Raw genomic sequence first — 19,977 nt, 5'->3', positions numbered from 1 at the left:
GCAAACAGTCGATTAGGTTGCTCCACCTTGAAATGACGTTCCACTCGATTCGGCTGGACTACGGATGCCTTTCTGCTGTAATAACGACGTTTCTTCCGGATGGTTGATTGAATGTTGAGTTCTTTCATAAGACGGTATGCTCGCTTGTGATTGACAATGAATCCCTCTTTTTTCAAAGCAATTTGCATCCGTGGGTAACCGTAAAAGGGACATTTCAGATGAATGGCTACGATGTGCTCCTTCAGATTCATCTCTTGTAGATGTCGCTCTCTGCGTTTTTCCTCGGTGTTTCGCCACTTGTAATATCCTGCACGAGATACCTGTGCGATTTCCACCAACCAGGTAATCGGGCACATGTTCTCCAGTGAGGATATGATTTCAAAGCGGTTTACTTTCGGAATGATCCCTCCCCGAATAGATTTGGATTGCGCTTTTTTAGGAACTCTACCTGCGCTTTCAAATAATCTCGTTCTTCCTCTACACTGGAAAACTTCGTACGAGGCCGACCAATAAAAGGATGAGAAGCCGCATGCTTCCCACGCTGATCCAGTAACGTTTCGTTGTTACGGGATTTCCCAACCCAGTTCTTTATTTGAGTAGAACTGCGAATCCCAAGAGCATCGGCTACAGCTTGATAACTAAGCCCACCTTTTTCGTAAAGGTCGATTGCTCTTTGTTTCGTCTCCTCAGAATGCCTCATAAATGTCTGTCCCTTTTTAGCCAAAGAAAATCCCCTCCATGTATCAGTGTACCATCCAAGCCAATATGCTTGGGCTTTTTTCACTGTCTACTCAAAAGGGATAATATCATCGCTCCGGTCTTTTTTGTACAGATAAGAATTTGTAAGATTCTTATCCACTAAGGCTACGCCAAAGACTTGGCGCAGCCACGTTTTCTAACATCCAGCCGCTACAGCCTGGCCTTCAGCCATGCGTTGAGTTGTTGGGCCTCGGCCACGGCCCGCGCGTCTGCGAGCACATCCCCCGGCTTGTTGCCTTCGCCAATGATGTAGCCCGCATATGGCATCTCGACAAAGGAAAAGACGTACTGGAACTGCTGAATCAGCGGCAGCCCTTTCAGCCGCGGCTGGTCGCCGCCCGTCGCGATGACGTAGGCTTGTTTTTGTCCGAGCGATTCCTTGAACGCATAGCGTTTGTCGCGCAAACTTTGCGACCAGCGATCGACGTAGTTTTTCATATGGCCGGACATGCCGTACCAGTAAATCGGCGTGGCGAAAATCAAAAAGTCATGGGCGAGCACCGCTTCCGTGACCTCGTCGTAGTCGTCTGCCACCGTCGTAAAGCCGCCTTCCGCATGCCGCTGATCGTGAATCGGGAGAATGTTTTTTTCCCGCAGGCGAATGCTGGTGTGTTCGATCCCTTCCAGCGCCAGATTGGTCAGTTGCTCCGTATTGCCGCCGTCTCTTGAGCTTCCATGCAAAACGAGAATGTTCATCCGGCTCACTCCACTCTTGGTTTCTTCCTTGTCATTGTAGCAAAAAACCCTCCAGCTTTCGCCAGAGGGTATCGCCTTTTAAAAAGTTTGCCCCTGCTCCTGCTCACCTGCATGCGCGGGCCGCTTTTGCCACAGCCGCCATGCCAAGCCAACTGCCACCGCCAGCAGCAGACCAGAGAGCAAATAAACGGCACGCGTGCCGAGCCACTGGGCCAAAGCTCCCATCACCAGCGAGGACAGCCCGAAAACAAGCGCGTCGAGCGTGCCTTTTGCAGACAAGACGTAAGGCAATGCCGCTTGCTCTGTCTCCTGCTGCAAAATCGTCTGCTTGCTCACCAGCGCAATCTCCAGAAACGGACCAAGCGCAAAGGAAAACAGCAAAGCCGCCAAAGGGTAAGGCGTGCTGCCAAACAGCAAGGTCATGAGCGCGGAACCGCTAACTCCCGCCACCAGCCAGCGCGGCAACTGCCGGTTCATCCGCCCGGCGTACTTCAAAAGCAAAGTGCCGCCGATGATCGAGCCAAGCAGGTAGCCCGCATTGATGTATCCCCACCACTCTTCGCCCTGCCCCAGCACTTCCAGGACATAAGGCAACAAAATCGCCGCGATCCAGACTGCGCCCGCGATGCCCATGACGACATCCAGCGCCACCAGTTGCCGCAGTAGCGGCACATTGCGGATCGTTTTCCAGCCCGTAAGCCAATCTCCCTGCGGCTGCTGGGGAGAGACACGCAAGCCCGCTTCGCCTTCGGCATTAGCCAGCTTGGGCTTGACTCCCAGCATGGCGAGCGTTGCCAAGACGTAGGCGGCCACTGTGCCCCAGAGAACGGTGCTCGCTCCCAGCCAGGCCACGAGCAAGCCCCCTGCCGCCCATCCGGCAAAATGAACCGTCTGATCGGAAGTCGCGAGCAGGCCGTTTGCTCGCATCAGCTCTTGGCGGAGCACAAGCTGCGGCACCAGCGCATTGCGCGCCGGGTTTGCCCAGCCGTCCATGAAGGCGATCATCGCCCCGAGACTGTAGAGCAGCCAGAGCCATTGCGTCCCCGTCTCCCTGTCCACGCAAACAGCCGCTGCCGCCAGCAATGCCGTTTTCAGCGCTTGCGACAAGACGAGCATGCGCGAAAGCGTCCATCTGCGAAAAAAGAGCGGCGCGGTCAAGCCGCTGACAGACTGCGCCGACAAAATCACTACGGGCACAAACGCCGTGTACATCACCGAGCCGGACGCCGCGTAGATGACCGAAATGAACGCCACAATGTAAAAAACATCCCCCAGATTGGCCAATGTCTGACCCGCCCAGAGGCAAACGAATCGTCTATGCCACACGATGCACAACCTCCTGTCGGTTCAGGACCGTTCCCGACGTCCTGACGGAATATGCAATTATTCCTGCCGACTTTTCATCACAATGGAGGTGCACCTCTTTTCGTCAACTATGTTTTATTCTATTCCAGATTCTGTAGACTGTACAGATTTGTTGCGGAAAAAGCTGTAGTACACCCAGCCCGCGTTGATGAACAAAAAGGCGCTCGTCATGAAAAACACGCCGTTGATGCTCACGTACCCGGCCATAAAGCCGCCGATCATCGGCCCGAGCATGCTCCCGATGCTGACGAAGCTGTTGTTGTAGCCGTAGACGCGGCTGACCATATGCGCAGGAGTTGCACGGCGCAGCAGCGCGTTGACAGAAGGCAGCAAGCCGCCGAGCGACAGCCCGAGCAAAAAGCGCAGGACCACCAGTTGCCACACCGTCCAGACCAGCCCTTGCGGAATGAACAGGAAGGCGGCCGCGAGCAAGGCGAACAACAGCACTTTTTGCGAGCCGAACCGATCTCCCAGCCGTCCCAACTGCGGTGAGGCGAACACGTTGGCAATCCCCATCGCCGCCTGGACAATTCCCGCCCACAGCGCTACCTTCGCCCCTTCCGAGCTGACCAACTGCGAGATGTAGATCGGCAAGACAGGCACGATGCTGAACAGCGCAAACTGGATCATCACGGTTACAAAAAAGAGCGCCGGCAGCTCTTTGGACGAAAAGATCATCTGAAAATCTTCCTTCAGGCTGGAGCGGTCCTTTTTTTCTGGTGGAACAAACGTCTCTTTTACCGTAAACGTAATGACCAAAGTAGCGAGCAAAAGCAGGCTGCCTGTCACCACGAAGATCATCCGAAAGCCGATCTGATTCGCCAGCACACCGCCAAAAAGCGGTCCCATGATCGTGCCCGCCGTAATAAACGATTGCAGTAACCCCTGCGCCCAGCCGATCCGTTCTTTCGGCACAGACGAAGCTACGAGCGCCGTGCTGGCCGGAATGATCCCGCCCACAAGCCCGTTAATCAGCCGCAGCGCCAAAAGCTGCCACAAGCTTCCGGCAAAGCCCGTCAGCGCAACCGTGATCGACATGAAGTAGCCGGAGCGCAAAATCATGATCTTGCGCCCGTGCTTGTCAGCCAGATTGCCCCAGATCGGGGACACCAGCCCTGCGGTCAAAAAGTTGGCCCCAAAAATGATCCCCGCCCACGCCGTTACCTGGTGCGGATCGTCAATTCCGAAGTCTTGCTGAATGTAGAGCGGCAAAAACGGCATAATCATGCTCATAGCGACCATGACGACAAACAGCGATCCACATAGCACGTATAAATTGCGTCGCCATATCTCCATCTAACTCCCTCCATTCCCCCCTGGTCAATCAATCACTTTGCGCCTGTCTCAGACGCTGTTCCAAAATCCTGGACGCTCCACAGGCTATGGTACACTCCTTTTTGCGCAAGCAGCTCCTCGTGCTTGCCTTGCTCGACAATTTGCCCCTCGCGCATGACCACGATCTTGTCCGCATGCGTGATCGTAGACAGGCGATGCGCCACGATCAGCGTCGTCCGGCCTTTGGTCAGGCGGGCCAGCGACTCCTGAATCATGTGCTCCGACTCCAGATCAAGGGCAGAGGTCGCCTCGTCCAAAATGAGAATGCCCGGATTGCGCAAGAAAACCCGCGCGATGGCAATTCGCTGCTTTTGACCCCCGGACAGCTTCACGCCGCGCTCGCCCAGCTCGGTGTCGTAGCCTTGGGGCAGCTCGCTGATAAAATCATGCGCGTTGGCCGCGCGCGCCGCTTCCTCGACAGCCTGCTGATCCGCCGCCGGATTCCCCATCAGGATATTGATTTTGGCAGATTCACTAAACAAAATATTATCCTGTTGCACCAAGCCGATATGATGGCGCAAGTTTTGCTGCTTCAGCTCGCGAATGTCGATGCCATCTATCGTAATCCGCCCTTCTGTCACATCCCAAAAACGCGGCAACAGGCTAATCAGAGACGATTTTCCGCCGCCGGACATCCCGACGATCGCCACGGTCTCGCCTGGTTTAATTGTCAGGTTCACGTCCTGCAAAACGAGCGGCCCGTCTTCCCGGTAGCGGAACGAAACGTGCTCAAAGCGAATTTCTCCCCGGATGCGCCCCGTCGCAGGATCAACAGGCAGCTCGCTCGCGTGGGGACTGTCCACGATGTCGTAGGACTCGTCGAGAAACTCGAACATCCGGTCCATCGAGGCGATCGCTTGCGTCAAAACTGTGCTGGAGTTGACCAGACGCCGCAACGGCGTGTACAGACGCTCCAAATAGGCGTAAAACGCCACCAGCGTCCCTACGCTCATGCTGCCGCCGATCACCTGATAGCCCGCGTAGGCGATGACGAACAGCGGCGCGATATCGGTGACCGTATTGACGACAGAAAACGTCCGCGCGTTCCAGCGCGTATGCTCCAGCGCCTTGTCCAGAAACTGGTTGTTTTCCTTGGCAAATCCTTTGCTCTCGTGGCTCTCCAGCGCAAAGCTGCGGATCAGCGCCATGCCGTTCACGCGCTCGTACAAATAGCCTTGCAGCCGGGCCAGCGCGGCAGAGCGCTCCCTCGTCAACTGGCGCAGTTTTTTGTAAAAGTATTTGACGGAAAAACTGTACAACGGAAAGACGACGATAGCGACAAGCGTCAGCTCGACGTCCATGGAAAACATAATCAACAGCGTCAGGCCGATCGTAATCAGATCGAGCCACAAATTCATCAGGCCCGTCTCCACAAAGCTTTTCGTGGACTCCACGTCGTTAATGACCCGGGAAATGACCTCGCCCGTCTTCGTGTTGTTGTAGTAGCGCATCGAGAGCCGCTGCAAATGGGCATAAAGCTGATTGCGAATGTCAAACAAAATTTTGCTGGACACCCACTGCGCGTAATATTGGCGAATGTACTCGACAGGCGCACGCACCACCGTAAACACCAAAAACGCGGCGAGCATCAGCCAGAACAGTTGCGTCAGCTTTTCCTCGCGGGGAATCGGGCTTGGCAGCAGATCGTCAATCACGTATTTGATGAGAAGCGGCAGAGCAAGCGGAATGGAAAATTTGATGATGCCTATGAATATGGTCCCCAATATTTGTTTCCAATAGGGCATGACATATGCCAAATAGCGGCGTATGCTCAACCAGCATACCTCCCTTACATAGAAACTTGGCTGTGCCCGATTCGTTCAGACACAGCCAAATTTGCACGTATGTGATCGTGCTTCGCCTTTTTCAAGTTTAGGACAGTACAAGGAAATCCCTCCCCCGGATTTACGGGAAAGGGATTATTCCTCATCGTCTCGCACTAAAAGATACCGCTCGTACCAGCGTTGAACAAAGCCGTTCTGAAAAGGGCCGCGGCGCGCGCTTACCCAGTCCAGCACTTCTCGCAGCGCTGTCTGTACTTTTTCCACGACAAACGGAGGGTAGTTCATCTGTTTGCTGTGCAACAGAAACTCCTCTTCATCGAGAATCGAATACGTCATGTCGGGAAACACCTTTACATCGAGATCATAGTCTATGTAGCTAAGAAGCTGACCCTTCATGCTGAAGGGCGAACCAATGTTGCAGTAATAGTAGATGCCGTCGTCGCGAATCATAGCAATGGTATTGAACCACTGGCCCCGACCAAAAGTACAAATGGCCGGCTCACGCGTGCGCCACTCCCGCCCGTCTGCTTCTGTCACCTTGACCCGATCGTTTCCCCCAATCACCACCGCATCACTGGTGTGAATCAGCGTGGATTTGTCCCATATGCGGTGCAGCGAATGATCGTGTTTATAGCTTTCAATGCGGATATTGGAGCCCGGAGTTGGTGACATGACTCTCCCCTTTCTTCTCTTCTCTATTTGAATGGGGACAAGCCTCCTTTAGGAAGAGAGCTTTTTGGAAAGCGTAACAAATTTTTGTACTTCGTAGCCAAGCGAAAGGTAAAACGGAAGGACTTCCGGATTCGCCTGATTGACCATAATCAGGACGTTGTTGACGCCTCGTTGTTTGAAGCGCTTTTCGATGGCAGACACGAGTTCGCGGCCAATGCCGGAACCTTGCATCTCGGGGAGAACAGCCAGCCGGTAAAAATAGGCGCGCGCTCCGTCGATCGTGCCGACCACGACCCCAACAACTCTGCCGTCTTTTTCCGCAACCATAACCAAATCGCTGTCCCATGCCAACTGTTGGGCCAAATCGTTCAACGACTCCGTGTCCGATTGGTCCAAACCCGTCTGTTGCCAGATACTTGTGATAGCCGAATAGTCACCGAGCCGAAACGGACGAATCAGCATACGTTGCCTCCTTCGTAACCTTCTTCCTCTATTGTACAACACATGGACAACTTTGTCTTGTGTAGTGAGACGTCAAAGTCGCCAACTCCTGGTCACCGCAAAAGCACAAACTAGGTCAAAAGGGAAATGCCGCCGTCGACAATCAAGGTTTGTCCGCGCACCATCCAGGCCTTGTCCGAAACCAAAAACATCACGGCATTCGCCAGGTCTTCCGGCTCTACAATCCGCCCTGCCGGCGTGCGTTGCGCGGAGCTGCCGAGCAGTTCTTCGCGATTCGGGAAGTGCTTGAGCGCATCGGTGTCCACAGCGCCGCCGGAAACTGCATTGACAACGATATTGTGCGGTGCCAGCTCGACAGCCAGGTAGCGCGTGATCGCTTCTACAGCCGCTTTGGATACGCCAACCGCCGTGTAGTTGTCCAGCACGCGGATGGAGCCAAGGCTGGAGAGGCTGACGATCTTCCCGCCATTGCCGCCTTTAATCATTAGTTTTGCCGCTTCTTGCGCACAGAACAACAGCGCTTTGCTGTTAATTTCCATCGTCCAGTCCCAATGGCTCTCTTCCAGTTCCATCAACGGGCGCAAAACACCGGAAGCCGCGTTGTTGATAAACACGTCCAGACGACCAAATTCCTGGTCGATCTCCGCGAACAGTTCCTTGATTTTCGCTACGTCACCTACGTTTGCTTTGACCAGGTGCACGCGCGCTCCTTTTGCTTCCAGCTCAGCAGCCGCTTCGCGCGCTGCGGAACGGTTGCGCAAATAGTTCAAGACCAGATCGTAGCCCTGTTCGGCCAACTGCAGCGCAATCGCCTTACCGATGCCGCGCGTCCCGCCAGTCACCAATGCCACTTTTTTTGTCGTATTCATAAAAGCAATGCCCCCTACTCACCAACTATTAACAGCAGGTACTAATAAGTCAAAATCACTTTTTCATTATACAACTCCACTCCTGCTTTTGCTACCGCGAGCAAAAATCTCCTCTGACTAAAGCCATGCCGCAAACAGCCATACTAAACACGCCAAAAGCCAGCCGAGCGGCTACAGACAAAGGAGGAACGAAGCGATGTACATAGGACGCGACTTGTCCGAGTTGACCATGGTCCCGCTGGCACAGTGGGAACTCAACGAGCTGTTGCACTACCACGATTCGTTTTCGCAGCTCGCCCCTTATTTGAGTGCAGAGGGCGCTTCGCTGCATGTAAAAGTGATTCGCGAGCTGGAATCACGCGGTCCGGTCGGCGGCGACAGCGGAGGCTGGGATCATGCTTCCAAGCCGATTTACGACTGATCGCACTTCGCAAAAAAACCCGGCTGCCAAACAGACAAGGCTGTCTGCTGCACCGGGTTTTTGCTTTTAAATCTTGAATTTGCCGATCTGCTCCTGGAGATCTTCTGCCAATCGCTCCAGTGACATTGCGGAGGACGCGATCTCTTCCATAGAAGCGAGCTGCTCCTCTGCTGCTGCGGATACGCTCTGCGTGCCGTCCGAAGCTTGCAAGGTCACATCGGAAATATGGTTGATTAGCTCGACGACCAACTGGGTCTGCTCGGAAATATCTTGCGAAGCCTGGGAGACTCGGCCAATTTTCAGCGCCACATCATCGACCGCAGACTGGATTTGCTCAAACGAACGCCCAGCCTCGTACACTTTGTCAATCCCTTCCGTCACTTCCCGCTTGCTCTTTTCCATGACGTCAACGGCATTGTCTGTCTCCTGCTGGATCGCCGCAATCAAATGGCTGATCTGCTCGGCCGACGCCGATGACTGCTCGGCCAGCTTTCGCACCTCGTCTGCTACTACCGCAAATCCGCGGCCGGACTCGCCCGCCCGCGCCGCTTCGATGGCTGCGTTCAACGCGAGCAAATTGGTCTGGCTAGCAATGGCGGTAATGACATCGACAATTTTGCCGATTTCTTGCGAGCGCACTCCGAGATTGTCCACGACTTTTGCCAGACTCAGGATTGATTCGCTGGAGGCGGTCATTTGCTGCACTGCCGATTGGACGGAGCGGTTTCCTTCCGCCGCAACGGTTGCAGTCTGCTTTGCCGTGTCGGACACTTCCGCCGTGTAGTTGGCGATTTGGCTGATCCGCTGCGACATTTGCTCGACGGCTGCGGTACTCTTTTGCGTATGCGATACTTGCTGCTCTGTGCCTGTCGCCATGTCCTGCATCGTCGTCGCGATCTGCTCGGTCGCCTTGCTCGTCTGGTCTGCGCTTGCCGAGAGTTCCTCTGCGGATGCCGCCAGTTGCTGGACAGAATCGTTTACGGAGTAAAGCAAGGAACGGAGCGATTCAGCCATATGGTTGAATGTTTTCGCCAGCACGCCCAACTCGTCGTCGCTTTTGACTTCCACCTGGTGGGTCACGTCGCCCTGGCTCATTTTTTCCGCCGCATCTGTCAACTGTTGCAGCGGACGCAGCAACGAGCGCAAAATGCTGTACACGATTCCCGCTCCAATGACGATCGTAATCGCGACGACCAGCAATGTTCTGTAAAAGATCGGGCTGGCCGCAACCTCTGCTTCGGTGCGGTACATGACGCCCATCAGTTTCCAGCCTGTTTGCTCGTTGGTGACAAAAGTCGCCTTCGCGTCATTTCCTTCATCCGTAAAGCCAAACTTCCCTTCGGTTTGGGCGTAAAGGTCTTCCACCCACGGCTGTGTCGCGTCAGCGCCTGGCGTTCCGGTCGGATGGATGAGCAGCTTGCGGTTTGCATCGAAAATAGACATGTATCCTTTGCTGCCGATTTTCGCTTGTTTCACGGTTTCGTTGAGCGCGGTCAACTGAATGTCGATTCCAAGCACGCCCGAACGGTCAGACAAAGCTTTGGCCAAACCTACAACTACATTCCCTGTAATTGCATCAATGTACGGGTCCGTAATGATCGTCTTGTCAGGCTCGGCCATTGCCGCCTGGTACCAGGGGCGTTTGCGCGGATCGTAATCGGCAGACAGCTTGGCGTCTGTCGCCGTCAGCATCTTGCCATTTTCCTCGCCGATGTAGACCTCGCCAATGTCCGGATGCAGTTTGTGGAAGGTTTGCAGCTTTTTACGGGCAGAGCTTCTCATCTGCTCCGTCAGTTCTTCTTTCCCGATCTCGGAAGCGATCAGCTCCAAATCGCGGGATTGCGCCTCCAGTGTACGGTCCAACAGCTCGTCCACCAAGCGAACGTTCTCGGCGGCCGTCATCAACAGTTGTTCCTCCAGCCGATCCTTGGCACTCTGATAAGAGAGCAAACCAAGAGTGAGCACGGGAACAATCAAGATGAGGGAGAACGAAGCAATCAGCTTGGCTCGAACGGTCAATCTTGGCATTTTCATCCGACTTCATCACCTTTTCGCATAGTCTCGTTGTCTGATATACTTACCCGCTATATCAAGCTGGCTAAACCAATAATCGCACATCCTTTTACTTTTTATTATATTTTATTATTTTCAGAATTAACTTTCTTCAGAATTTAGGTAAAAAGTGCTTTACAACAAGAAAAAAATGCCATATTCTAAGGTTACGTTTTACGACACTACTACTCGAAGGAAGGAGGCTGCAACATGATGACTGTACTCGCTTTTGCACCTGCATTCACTGATCGTCTAATCGTTGCCAAAACTGCATATAACAGCGCCTCCTGGACCGACGAATTGTAGATGGATTCGTATCTTCAGCATTCTCATTCGTCAATTACCAGACCATGGGCGTTGTAGCTTGTGGTCTTTCGTTTGCTTTGTGACGCCAAGAGACCGCAGGCATTAGCCCGTGGTCTTTTTCTTGGCGACAACCATCCATTTTCTTCCATATTGAGAGGAGGTGATTTGACATGGTACTGAACTTCTTGCTGTTCACTGTCAAGATCGAGCGCAAACAAGTGAAACCCGAAGAGCGCATGGCCGCTTACGCCCGCGCCCGCTATCTGGAGGAACGCGCCGAGGCGCACGCTTTTGAAGCCGCACAATTTGTTAGCCGCATCTAATTTTTGGTTTTACATTTTACATTGGGAGGGATTTTGTATGAAAAACAGACAAAGACGTCAGATGATGAGATTTACAGGAGTCAAAGCGATAGACGGCGGCTGACTGCACTACACACCAGGGATGGGAGGTGGACCTTCATGTACATTCCAATGATTTTCTTCACCATTATTATTGAGAAGCGGAAATTGACCCCTGAGCAGCGCGAAACACGGTATTTGCAGCAAAAAGCGATCGCTGAGTGGGAAGAGCGGAAGCATCAGATTGCGATGCAGTTTCCGGAATTTCTCTACCGATAAGACAAACAAGCACATTCAGGAAGATCATGCCCGTTACGGCGTGATCTTCTTTTTTTGCCGATTGGCGACACAGGCGTGACGGACAGACCGCGCAGCAGCCACAACTGCAACAACGAAAAAAGCTGCCGAGAGAACCCTCGACAGCTTTTTGCCAGTGAGCAGCTTATTTGCTTTTTTGCCCGAGCAGCTCGCGGATTTTGTGGTGGGCCATCGGGAACGTGTACGCATCCAGCTCGCTCCAGGCGGCAAAACGCGCATGGCCCGGCAACTCGCCCCCCTCGATCCAGTCACAGGACCAGACCTGCATGTTCCACTGCAAATGGGAAAAAACGTGCTGCACCGCGCCGAGCGGCTCCAGAACCTCGATGTCGATTCCGAATCGTTCGCTGATTCCACGCGCGAGCGCCTCTCTTTTGGCGGCATCCTTTTGCTGCTCCGTCTCCACCATGGGAAACTCCCACATGCCTGCCAACAGCCCTTGATCGGGGCGTTTGTTAATCAGCACCTTGCCGTCGCGTTCGATGATCGCCACTTGCAGATCGACAGGACGTGGCGGTTTCGCTTTGCCCTTGATCGGCAACTCCTCCTGCACACCCTCCTGCCGCGCCATACAGTAATCAAACACCGGACAGGTCAGGCACTGCGGCGTGCGCGGCAGGCAGACCATCGCCCCCAGCTCCATCAGCGCCTGGTTAAAATCGCCTGCCCGGCCTTCCGGGATCACCTGGCGCACGAGATGCTCGATCTTGATGCGGGTAGCGGGCTTCGCGATGTCATCCGTCAAGTACAGCAGCCGGGAAAAAACGCGCATGACGTTCCCGTCGACAGCAGGCTCCGGCTTTTCGTAGGCAATGCTTAAAATCGCCCCCGCCGTGTACGGCCCTACGCCTTTCAAAGTGGCGATCTCCTCCGGCGTGTCCGGCACGACTCCTCCGTAGCGGGCCGTCACCTCGCGCGCTGCCGCCTGCAGATTGCGAGCGCGGGAATAGTAGCCAAGTCCTTCCCATGCTTTTAACACTTCGTCTTCTGGTGCATTTGCCAAATCGACAACCGTCGGAAATTTTTCCATGAAATTCGCATAATAAGGCTTAACGGTCTCTACTCTCGTCTGCTGCAGCATGATTTCCGACACCCACACCCGATACGGATCGCGGTTGATCCGCCACGGCAGATCCCGCTTTTGCGAGTCGTACCAGGCAAGCAAATCGTGCGAAAAGCCGAAGACGTGAAATTCCTCCGGGAGAGTGTACCGCAAGCCGGTTTCTTTTTTCCTTGCCATTTCTTCGTCGTCTGCTCCTTTTATTGTGGTAACGCGGCTGGACGAAACGCCCAAACGTGCAGCTTGTCCGCTCCGCCCGCTACACAGTCGCAAAACGCGCGGTCTGCCAAGCGGTGTGCCTTGATCTGTTCGTATTCGTGCACAGTCTCAACTTCAAAGGCTTCGACAAACAAGCCCGGCTGATCCAGTCCTTCCATACAGCGGTACTGGCGCGCCCCCAACGCCTCCATGCTCTCAGCCATGGATGCGAGCAGCCGCAGAGCCTGATCGCGTTTTTCCGATTGCAGCTTGTATTCGATAAACACGGTTAGCATGCGACATGTCCCTCCTTGATCTATTCATCATACCCTTTTTGCAAAAGCGGGAACAAGCTCACAATTTTTTTCAGCGGAGGAGGGAATTATGTCGCCTCACACGCTATAATAAACAATAACAACAGCCTGGAAGGAAAGGAGGAAGACAACGATTCCATGGATACTGCCACACACTTTGCCATGGGCTTCGGATTGGCCGGGCTCGCCTACCTCGATCCTGTCGTAGCTTCTTCTCCCTCGCTTGCGGCTGCCGTTATGATCGGCACGGTCATCGGTTCGCAAGCACCCGATCTGGATGGGTTGGTCCGCCTCCGCGGCACGGCTGCCTATATACGCAACCATCGGGGCGTTTCTCACTCTGTACCGGCCTTGTTTTTATGGACAGGAGCCATTTTTGGGCTCATTCAGGCATTGATGCCGCAGACCTCCTGGCTGCATCTGCTGGGCTGGATCTTTCTGGCCGTCTGCCTGCACGTCTTCGTCGATTTGTTCAATTCCTATGGCACAAAGGGCTTGTATCCGTTTCGCGACAAATGGGTCGCCCTCAACGCCATTTTCATTTTTGACCCGTTCATTTTTGCCGCTCATCTCGTCGGCTTCATGCTCTGGGCAGCGGGCGCTCACCCCGGGCGAAGCTTTCTCTTGATTTACCTCGTGATCGCCATGTACTACTACTGGCGCTGCCAGGTGCAAAAGCGGACGACAGAGCTTGTTCGCGCGCGCATCGGCAAGCCTGGCATGTACACGATCATCCCTACCCTTTCCTGGACGCACTGGACGTTTGTCGCCAAAACCGAGCAGCACTGGTACGTGGGCGAAGTGCACTCCGGCGACGTGGCGATTTTGGACACTTTCTCCATCAAGCCTGAAAACGAAGTGATCGCCGCTGCCAAAAAAAGCTTCAAGGTCCAGTCCTTCCTCGCCTTCACGCACCACGTTCACGTAGAAACGAAGGAACGCCCCTTCGGCTACGAGGTAAAATGGATTGACCTGCGCTACCGCTCCCGTTTTCAAGGAAAAAGCCACTACATGTTCGTCGCCGTTGTCCATCTCGACTACGAATTGAATATCCGGGACTCCTTCGTCGGCTGGATTCACCGCGGAGAGGAACAGCTCGCCAAAAAGCTCGACTCCAAGCGCCAGCTCGGGTAGCCCGCAAGACAAGACCGCCAACCGCTCTTTTGGGAAAAGGGCGGTTTTTTTGCATCTGACCTGCTCAACTTGATGAAAATTGCACCTTTTTCCCAAGTCAAAAACCGACTACGATCAGGCTACACCCAAAAAACGTTGAGCTGTCAGACGGGAGGACTTTACATGATACCGATTCGCTATTCCAAACGCACGATTACGGACCAGGAACAGATCGCACAGTTTTTGCAGCAGGCCAAGGTCGGCCATCTCGGGCTGTCCAATGAGCGCGAGCCGTATGTGTTGCCGCTCAATTTCGCCTGGTGGAACGGCTGTATTTACTTTCACGGCGCGGACTCCGGTCGCAAGGTCGAGATGATAAACGCCAACAGCCGGGTATGCTTCAGCGTCTGCGAAGAGTACGGCACGATTGCCTCGCCTGTGCCTGCCCATGTGGATACGGCGTACATGAGCGTCTTTTTGGCGGGGACGATTGAACGCGTGCAGGAGCCATCCGAAATGCGCGAGGCGATGCAGGCGCTGCTGGACAAATACGTGCCGGGCTACTTTTCCGAGCCGCTGCCTTTGCAACATGTGCTCAAATACCGCTCGTCCGTGGGCAGCGCGACCGCCATCTTCCGCATCACGCCGGAGACGCTTACAGCCAAGGGCAATCCGCTGGCCGAAGAAAAGCAATTTTATCCGGGGCGAAAAGTGGAGATGGACGTGTAGCACGGCTGAAAGCATAAGCAAAGCAAAACGACACGCCCCTTACGTGGGAACGTGTCGTTTTCGCTTCGGTGGTCACCTGACAAGCCAGACGCCTGCTTTAGCGGTTGTACGGAGCAGACATGCCTGTAGTAATCGCAAGCCGGTTCCAGCTATTGATCGTGTTGATCGCCATAATCAGCGCGACGTACTGGCTCTCGTCAAAATGCTTTCGCACTTGCTCGTAGAGGGCATCGGAAACGCCATTTTGCGCGATCTGCGTCACCGCCTCGGTCAAGGCCAGAACCGCACGTTCCGCATCGGTATAGACAGCGGCTTCGCGCCAGGCGTTCAGCAGGTAAATGCGCTGCTCCGTCTCGCCGAGCTTGCGCGCATCCTGCGTATGCATATCCAGACAAAAGGCGCAGCCGTTGATTTGCGAAGCGCGAATTTTAATCAGCTCGACCAGCTTCTTGTCGAGCCCGCTCTCGTTCACGAATTTTTCAAGCTGCAGCATGGCTTGGTACGCCTGGGGGTTGGCTTGGTGGTAGTTGAATCTCGCTTGCATGTTCATCTTCCCTCTCCACTCGAATTTGACCTTTCAGTCTCAAAGACGAGCGACCTCCCCCGTTTGTGACCGATTGCCGCCATTTATTTTTTGCAGATGCGCCAATTTGTCCGGATTGACGATCAGGTACATCCGTTCGATCCGGTCTTCCTGCTGGTTCAGACTGATCTGTACGATTATTTTCAGCTCGCCTTGCGAAAAGACCGCGATGCCATCCTGCCCATTGATGGAGCGAATTTCCATCGCGGAATGATTCGCCCATCTCGGCCAGATGCCCAGCCAGAACGACGCCACCCGTCTGCCGGAAAAATCGGGCGCAGTGTGCACCAATAGCTTTTCACGTGCCGGATTTCGCTGAGGTCTGCCCCGGCCAGCGCCGCAAACGTTTCCTGTACGATGTCCTCTGCCGCAGAGCCCGTCATCCGGTAGGCGAGCGAAAACAGCAAGCCCTTGTACTCCATGTAAACTTGCTCGATGCTCGCACTCATTTATTCGGCATGACCAAACTGCCAGATCGTATGGCTCAGGCTGCCGTAGCGAAAGCTCATGTGCAGCCGCTGCGCCGCTCGCTCGTCGTCTGCTGCTCCCATCGCGTAAACGAGCGGCACAAAATGCTCGCTGCCGTAGACCGGGACCGCTTTTTCCGCATGCGGCGCAAGCTCGCGATAGCGCGCCAACTCATCGACCTTCCAGCCGGTCAGCGTCTGCTGCAGCCACTCTTCGAACTGCAAGGCCCAGTCGAAGGCGCCTTCCGACGTTTCGCGCATATTCAGGTAGGAAAAGTTGTGAATCGTGCCGCCAGAACCGACAATCAGCACGTCTTTTTGCCGCAGAGGGCTGAGCGCTTTGCCGATCGCGTACTGCTGCACAACCGTCAGATTCGGGTTGACGGACAGAGCCACGACAGGCACATCCGCTTGCGGGAATATATGGCGCAGCACGACCCAGTGGCCGTGGTCAAGCCCTCTTGTCGTGTTCAAGCCGACAGGCACGCCTGCGTCGCGCAGCAGTTGCACTGTCTCTTGCGCGATAGCTTCGTCGCCTTTTGCCGGGTACTGAATCTCGTACAGCTCTTGCGGAAAGCCGCCAAAGTCGTGAATCGTCGGAAACGTCTCCATCGTCCCCACCATCTGGTCAAAAGCTTCCCAGTGAGCGGAAAACATCACGATCGCGCGCGGGCGGCGCGGCAGTTGGCTGGACAGTTGTTGCAACGCTTGTGTATAGGAATTGTTTTCAATCGCAAGCAGTGGAGCGCCATGTGCAACGAACAAAGATGGCATCATGAGAAACACTCTCCTCTATATTTTTAAAACCAGGTTACTTTTCGTAAGTATTATAACCGATCTTTGTTCGCCTGACTATCCTCTGGAAAAAATAAAGCACGGCCCGCCCGAGGCGCTGCGCTGATGCACTAACCCCTACGGCAGCATTGCGCTTTTTTGACACGATAAAAAAGGCTTGTCGCCCATACAGATGCGACAAGCCCTTTATGATTGCTCAAAAACCAAGATTACTTCGCAGCAGCAAAGCGTTTGCTTACTTCATCCCAGTTTACTACGTTCCAGAACGCGCTGATGTAGTCAGGGCGTTTGTTTTGGTAGCGCAGGTAGTAAGCATGCTCCCAAACGTCCAGGCCGAGGATAGGTGTTTTGCCTTCCATGATCGGGCTGTCTTGGTTAGGAGTGGAGGTGATTGCCACTTTGCCGCCTTCAGCAGTCAGCCAAGCCCAGCCGGAACCGAAGCGAGTAGTTGCTGCTTTTGCAAATTCAGCCTTGAAGTTGTCGAAGCTGCCAAAAGCCGCGTTGATCGCGTCAGCCAGTTCGCCAGTTGGTGCGCCGCCGCCGTTCGGGCTGAGGATTTCCCAGAACAGAGTGTGGTTAGCATGTCCACCACCGTTGTTGCGAACAGCAGTGCGGATCGACTCAGGCAGAGCGTCCAGGTTGCTAATCAGCTCTTCCACGCTTTTTTGTTGCAGGTCAGGATGAGCTTCCAGAGCTGCGTTCAAGTTGTTCACATAAGTAGCATGGTGGCGTCCGTGGTGGATTTCCATGGTTTGCGCGTCGATATGAGGTTCCAGTGCGTCATGTGCGTAAGGCAATGCAGGAAGTTGATGTGCCATTGTAACATTCCTCCTCAAAATATGTATGGGTCAAGCTACGACCTTATTATACTGCAAGACAACTACTTTTACAACAAATCGGTATGCAAAGTATATTAATCTAGCAATTCTTTTTAAACATTTCCAACTTGCAATCAAAAAGGAGAGTGCTAGACTTGGTTTATTACATACTTAGAGAATCAGGTGATTTCAATGGAAATGGACTTACTCACGGTATTGTTTCTCGCATTCTTCGGATTTGTCGCCGCTTTCATCGACAGCACGGTCGGCGGCGGCGGTCTTATCTCCCTGCCTGCGCTGCTCGGTCTCGGCCTGCCTCCCTATCTGGCGCTCGGCACCAACAAGCTCGCAGGCACGATCTCTTCTGCGACCAGCTCCTTCACTTTTATCCGCTCGGGCAAATACGACAAGAAACTGATGTTCATTCTTTTCCCGGTTTCGCTCGTAGGCGCTTATTTCGGAGCAAAGACGGTGCTGTTCGTTCCCCAGGAGCTGTTGAAGGTGCTCGTCATCGTGATGATGGCGCTGATTTTTGTCTATACCTTGTTCAACAAACGGTTCGGGCAAGACTCCAACTACAAAGGGATGACCAAGTTTACCCTTGGCATCGGCATTCCTTTTACCTTTTTGATCGGATTTTACGACGGCTTCTTCGGACCGGGCACCGGTTCTTTTTTCGTTTTTTTGATGGTGCTGCTGTTCGGCTATGACTTCGTGATCGCGGCAGGAAACGGGCGGATTTTGAATCTGGCCAGCAACCTCTCTGCGCTGTTCGTCTTCTGTCTGGAGGGCAAGGTCATTTTCCTGACCGGGCTTGTCATGGGGATCGCCATGCTGCTCGGCGCGAGCATCGGCGCCAAGGTCGCTATCAAAACCGGGGTTCGCTACGTCCGGCCGCTGTTTTTGATCGTCTCGATCACCTTGATTACGAAAATGATCTACGAGCTGATTTTTACCCAATAAGCAAAACCGCTATCGAGGCATGCTCAAGAATGAGCGACCGCGGGCAGTTTCCTCCCGCAAGTTTAGCCGGATTGCCGTATGGCGATCCGGCTTTGTCATGCCAAAAATAAAAAGCCTGGCCAAAGCCAAGCTCCCCTACTCTTCTTTCCCTTTTCGTTGCTTCATGCGCAATATGATGCCGTCGATGAGAAGACCAATGCCCGCTCCGTAAAAAGGTGCTGCGAATCGGGTCCCTTCCCCCATCGGCAGATCTTTTAAATACACGACCAATACACCTGCAATAAAACCGATCATCGTGTAACGCAGACGGGTCGGTCCCATAACGACACCCCCTCCGCACTACTTCCCGAATTTATTTGGCATTTTCATATTTTTCATGGTACGGCTCATTTGTTTGAGCTGCTTTTGATTGAGGTTCATCCCCATAGAACGGGCCATGGCTTGCAGTTGTTTTTCGTCCATCTGCATGTTGGACATTTGTTTTTTCAAGTAATAAGTGCCTCCGGCAAAACCGCCCACGAGGCCGAGTAACAGTGTAACGATCGGGATTACCCAGTTGTACCAAGCCATCAATACATTACCATCCTCTTTGCGTAGTTACGAACTCTTTTATTGTACCATAGATGGGCATTCTGTACATTGCAACCCGCGAAATTGGTGAGACTGCCCCAAGCCATCTCGGCCATTCCAAGCATATCCTAATGGCAAGAGGTGATGCACAAATGGCTCCTATCCTGATTGTGGACGCCGGGCACGGTGGAGTCGATCCTGGCGGCGGCAACAACGCCCAGTTTCTCGAAAAAGATATGACTCTGCAAATTTCTTTGTATCAGTTCAATCGCTTCAAGGAACTGAACATTCCGGTCGCGATGACGCGAACAAACGATACTACGCTTTCCAGCGATGCACGGACGACTCTTGTGCGAAACAGCGGCGCGCGCTACTGCATATCCAACCATATCAACGCAGGTGGCGGCCGAGGCTCCGAGGTCATCTACTCGATCTATGGCTCCGCCGCCTTTCCCCGCATAATCCAGGAGGAGCTGGAAGCGGAGGGAATGCCCAATCGCCGGATTTTCACCCGGACGCTCCCGAACAATTCCAACCGGGACTACTACTACATGCACAGGGAAACCGGCAGCGTCGAAACCGTGATTATTGAGTACGGCTTCGCCGACAACCCGCTGGACGCCGACAAGCTCGCCAGGGATTGGAAACGGCTCGCCGAAGCGGTCGTCCGCGCTTTTTGCGAATACGCCAAGCTGCCTTACCGTCCTCCGGCCACACCAACCCCTGCTCCGACCCCCGCTCCGACTCCAGCCCCTACTCCCGCTCCCACGCCGTCGCCAACGACTACTCCCAGCCCAGGAAACGGAGGTGGAGGAACGTTGCCAGATTGGAAACAGGAAGCAATCGACTGGATGTTTGACCAGGGTCTTTTGACCAACGAAGATTGGCGCAGCCAGGCTGACAAGCCTTTGCCGCTCTGGGCGGAGGCGATCATCTTGAAGCGCCTGTATGAGCTATTGAAAAAATAAGAAATGGAGGCAGTGTCCC

General features: G+C 54.0%; 25 protein-coding genes. 7 read left to right on the top strand and 18 right to left on the bottom strand.

Translation table 11 applies throughout. The annotated features are described in order from the left end of the window. The 9 genes from AC27IT_RS14835 to fabL all read right to left on the bottom strand — a co-directional run. On the bottom strand, positions 1 to 356 hold a 356-nt coding region (locus tag AC27IT_RS14835; protein WP_487091877.1), incomplete at its 3' end, for an IS3 family transposase. A 32-nt stretch (positions 357 to 388) separates the two neighbouring features. After that, complete coding sequence (locus AC27IT_RS14830; RefSeq protein ID WP_487091876.1) at positions 389 to 724, bottom strand: transposase; 336 nt, start codon at positions 722 to 724, stop codon at positions 389 to 391. A 185-nt stretch (positions 725 to 909) separates the two neighbouring features. After that, the gene (locus AC27IT_RS14825; RefSeq protein WP_340673604.1) at positions 910 to 1,455 is read right to left on the bottom strand and encodes a flavodoxin family protein; all 546 of its coding nucleotides are present in this window, start codon (positions 1,453 to 1,455) and stop codon (positions 910 to 912) included. A gap of 78 nt (positions 1,456 to 1,533) precedes the next feature. Beyond that, complete coding sequence (locus AC27IT_RS14820; RefSeq protein WP_007786768.1) at positions 1,534 to 2,781, bottom strand: MFS transporter; 1,248 nt, start codon at positions 2,779 to 2,781, stop codon at positions 1,534 to 1,536. Between the two features lie 114 nt (positions 2,782 to 2,895). After that, positions 2,896 to 4,116 (bottom strand): MFS transporter, encoded by a 1,221-nt coding sequence (locus AC27IT_RS14815; protein ID WP_005827698.1) that lies wholly within the window; start codon positions 4,114 to 4,116, stop codon positions 2,896 to 2,898. Between the two features lie 32 nt (positions 4,117 to 4,148). Further along, on the bottom strand, positions 4,149 to 5,930 hold the full coding sequence (locus tag AC27IT_RS14810; protein WP_005827697.1) for an ABC transporter ATP-binding protein: 1,782 nt from the start codon (positions 5,928 to 5,930) through the stop codon (positions 4,149 to 4,151). Between the two features lie 144 nt (positions 5,931 to 6,074). Further along, entirely contained in the window at positions 6,075 to 6,611 is a 537-nt protein-coding gene (locus AC27IT_RS14805) for a DUF402 domain-containing protein (RefSeq protein WP_005827695.1), read from the bottom strand. 48 nt (positions 6,612 to 6,659) lie between these two features. Then, complete coding sequence (locus AC27IT_RS14800) at positions 6,660 to 7,073, bottom strand: GNAT family N-acetyltransferase (protein WP_005827693.1); 414 nt, start codon at positions 7,071 to 7,073, stop codon at positions 6,660 to 6,662. A 110-nt stretch (positions 7,074 to 7,183) separates the two neighbouring features. Next, positions 7,184 to 7,942, bottom strand: coding sequence for an enoyl-[acyl-carrier-protein] reductase FabL (gene fabL, locus AC27IT_RS14795; protein WP_025845502.1), 759 nt, complete (start codon positions 7,940 to 7,942; stop codon positions 7,184 to 7,186). 196 nt (positions 7,943 to 8,138) lie between these two features. Between fabL and AC27IT_RS14790 the strand changes: the two genes are divergently transcribed. Next, positions 8,139 to 8,363 (top strand): hypothetical protein, encoded by a 225-nt coding sequence (locus AC27IT_RS14790; protein WP_005827690.1) that lies wholly within the window; start codon positions 8,139 to 8,141, stop codon positions 8,361 to 8,363. Positions 8,364 to 8,429: 66 nt separating this feature from the next. Here the strand turns inward: AC27IT_RS14790 and AC27IT_RS14785 are convergent, their stop codons facing one another. Continuing rightward, on the bottom strand, positions 8,430 to 10,397 hold the full coding sequence (locus AC27IT_RS14785; protein WP_487091875.1) for a methyl-accepting chemotaxis protein: 1,968 nt from the start codon (positions 10,395 to 10,397) through the stop codon (positions 8,430 to 8,432). A gap of 494 nt (positions 10,398 to 10,891) precedes the next feature. Between AC27IT_RS14785 and AC27IT_RS14780 the strand changes: the two genes are divergently transcribed. Beyond that, complete coding sequence (locus AC27IT_RS14780; protein WP_005827684.1) at positions 10,892 to 11,044, top strand: hypothetical protein; 153 nt, start codon at positions 10,892 to 10,894, stop codon at positions 11,042 to 11,044. A gap of 138 nt (positions 11,045 to 11,182) precedes the next feature. Beyond that, a complete protein-coding gene (locus AC27IT_RS14775; protein ID WP_005827682.1) occupies positions 11,183 to 11,341 on the top strand; it encodes a hypothetical protein in 159 nt (52 codons plus the stop codon). 163 nt (positions 11,342 to 11,504) lie between these two features. Here AC27IT_RS14775 and mutY read toward each other — a convergent pair whose 3' ends face one another. Both mutY and AC27IT_RS14765 read right to left on the bottom strand, forming a co-directional pair. Beyond that, on the bottom strand, positions 11,505 to 12,620 hold the full coding sequence (mutY, locus tag AC27IT_RS14770; RefSeq protein WP_005827681.1) for an A/G-specific adenine glycosylase: 1,116 nt from the start codon (positions 12,618 to 12,620) through the stop codon (positions 11,505 to 11,507). 20 nt (positions 12,621 to 12,640) lie between these two features. After that, positions 12,641 to 12,934 carry an MFS transporter gene (locus AC27IT_RS14765; protein WP_005827679.1) on the bottom strand — a complete coding sequence of 98 codons (294 nt, stop codon included), beginning with the start codon at positions 12,932 to 12,934 and terminating at the stop codon, positions 12,641 to 12,643. A gap of 156 nt (positions 12,935 to 13,090) precedes the next feature. Here AC27IT_RS14765 and AC27IT_RS14760 point away from each other — a divergent pair, with 156 nt between their 5' ends. Both AC27IT_RS14760 and AC27IT_RS14755 read left to right on the top strand, forming a co-directional pair. Further along, the gene (locus tag AC27IT_RS14760; RefSeq protein ID WP_025845497.1) at positions 13,091 to 14,086 is read left to right on the top strand and encodes a metal-dependent hydrolase; all 996 of its coding nucleotides are present in this window, start codon (positions 13,091 to 13,093) and stop codon (positions 14,084 to 14,086) included. A 162-nt stretch (positions 14,087 to 14,248) separates the two neighbouring features. Beyond that, a complete protein-coding gene (locus AC27IT_RS14755) occupies positions 14,249 to 14,794 on the top strand; it encodes a pyridoxamine 5'-phosphate oxidase family protein (protein ID WP_005827675.1) in 546 nt (181 codons plus the stop codon). Between the two features lie 97 nt (positions 14,795 to 14,891). Here the strand turns inward: AC27IT_RS14755 and AC27IT_RS14750 are convergent, their stop codons facing one another. From AC27IT_RS14750 to AC27IT_RS14735, 4 genes are all read right to left on the bottom strand, one after another. Continuing rightward, a complete protein-coding gene (locus AC27IT_RS14750) occupies positions 14,892 to 15,338 on the bottom strand; it encodes a carboxymuconolactone decarboxylase family protein (RefSeq protein ID WP_025845496.1) in 447 nt (148 codons plus the stop codon). A gap of 39 nt (positions 15,339 to 15,377) precedes the next feature. Then, entirely contained in the window at positions 15,378 to 15,668 is a 291-nt protein-coding gene (locus AC27IT_RS14745; RefSeq protein WP_005827671.1) for a sigma-70 family RNA polymerase sigma factor family protein, read from the bottom strand. A gap of 158 nt (positions 15,669 to 15,826) precedes the next feature. After that, entirely contained in the window at positions 15,827 to 16,621 is a 795-nt protein-coding gene (locus tag AC27IT_RS14740) for a dioxygenase family protein (protein ID WP_025845494.1), read from the bottom strand. Between the two features lie 227 nt (positions 16,622 to 16,848). Next, positions 16,849 to 17,457, bottom strand: coding sequence for a superoxide dismutase (locus AC27IT_RS14735; RefSeq protein WP_005827667.1), 609 nt, complete (start codon positions 17,455 to 17,457; stop codon positions 16,849 to 16,851). Positions 17,458 to 17,649: 192 nt separating this feature from the next. On the opposite strand from AC27IT_RS14735, the gene AC27IT_RS14730 reads away from it, so the two are divergent. Beyond that, positions 17,650 to 18,420: a TSUP family transporter gene (locus AC27IT_RS14730; RefSeq protein WP_005827665.1), complete on the top strand. Its 771-nt coding sequence runs from the start codon at positions 17,650 to 17,652 to the stop codon at positions 18,418 to 18,420. A 135-nt stretch (positions 18,421 to 18,555) separates the two neighbouring features. Here AC27IT_RS14730 and AC27IT_RS14725 read toward each other — a convergent pair whose 3' ends face one another. Together AC27IT_RS14725 and AC27IT_RS14720 are read right to left on the bottom strand one after the other, a co-directional pair. Then, positions 18,556 to 18,741, bottom strand: a complete 186-nt coding sequence (locus tag AC27IT_RS14725) for a hypothetical protein (RefSeq protein ID WP_005827663.1) — start codon at positions 18,739 to 18,741, stop codon at positions 18,556 to 18,558. A gap of 18 nt (positions 18,742 to 18,759) precedes the next feature. Then, a complete protein-coding gene (locus AC27IT_RS14720; RefSeq protein ID WP_005827661.1) occupies positions 18,760 to 18,990 on the bottom strand; it encodes a YneF family protein in 231 nt (76 codons plus the stop codon). A 152-nt stretch (positions 18,991 to 19,142) separates the two neighbouring features. On the opposite strand from AC27IT_RS14720, the gene AC27IT_RS14715 reads away from it, so the two are divergent. Continuing rightward, the gene (locus AC27IT_RS14715; protein ID WP_025845491.1) at positions 19,143 to 19,958 is read left to right on the top strand and encodes an N-acetylmuramoyl-L-alanine amidase family protein; all 816 of its coding nucleotides are present in this window, start codon (positions 19,143 to 19,145) and stop codon (positions 19,956 to 19,958) included. The last annotated feature ends 19 nt before the right edge of the window (positions 19,959 to 19,977 follow it).

The organism is Brevibacillus sp. YAE8, from assembly GCF_057543335.1.
Note: the sequence above shows the minus strand (reverse complement) of the source record. Positions and strands in the feature narration are given on the sequence as shown.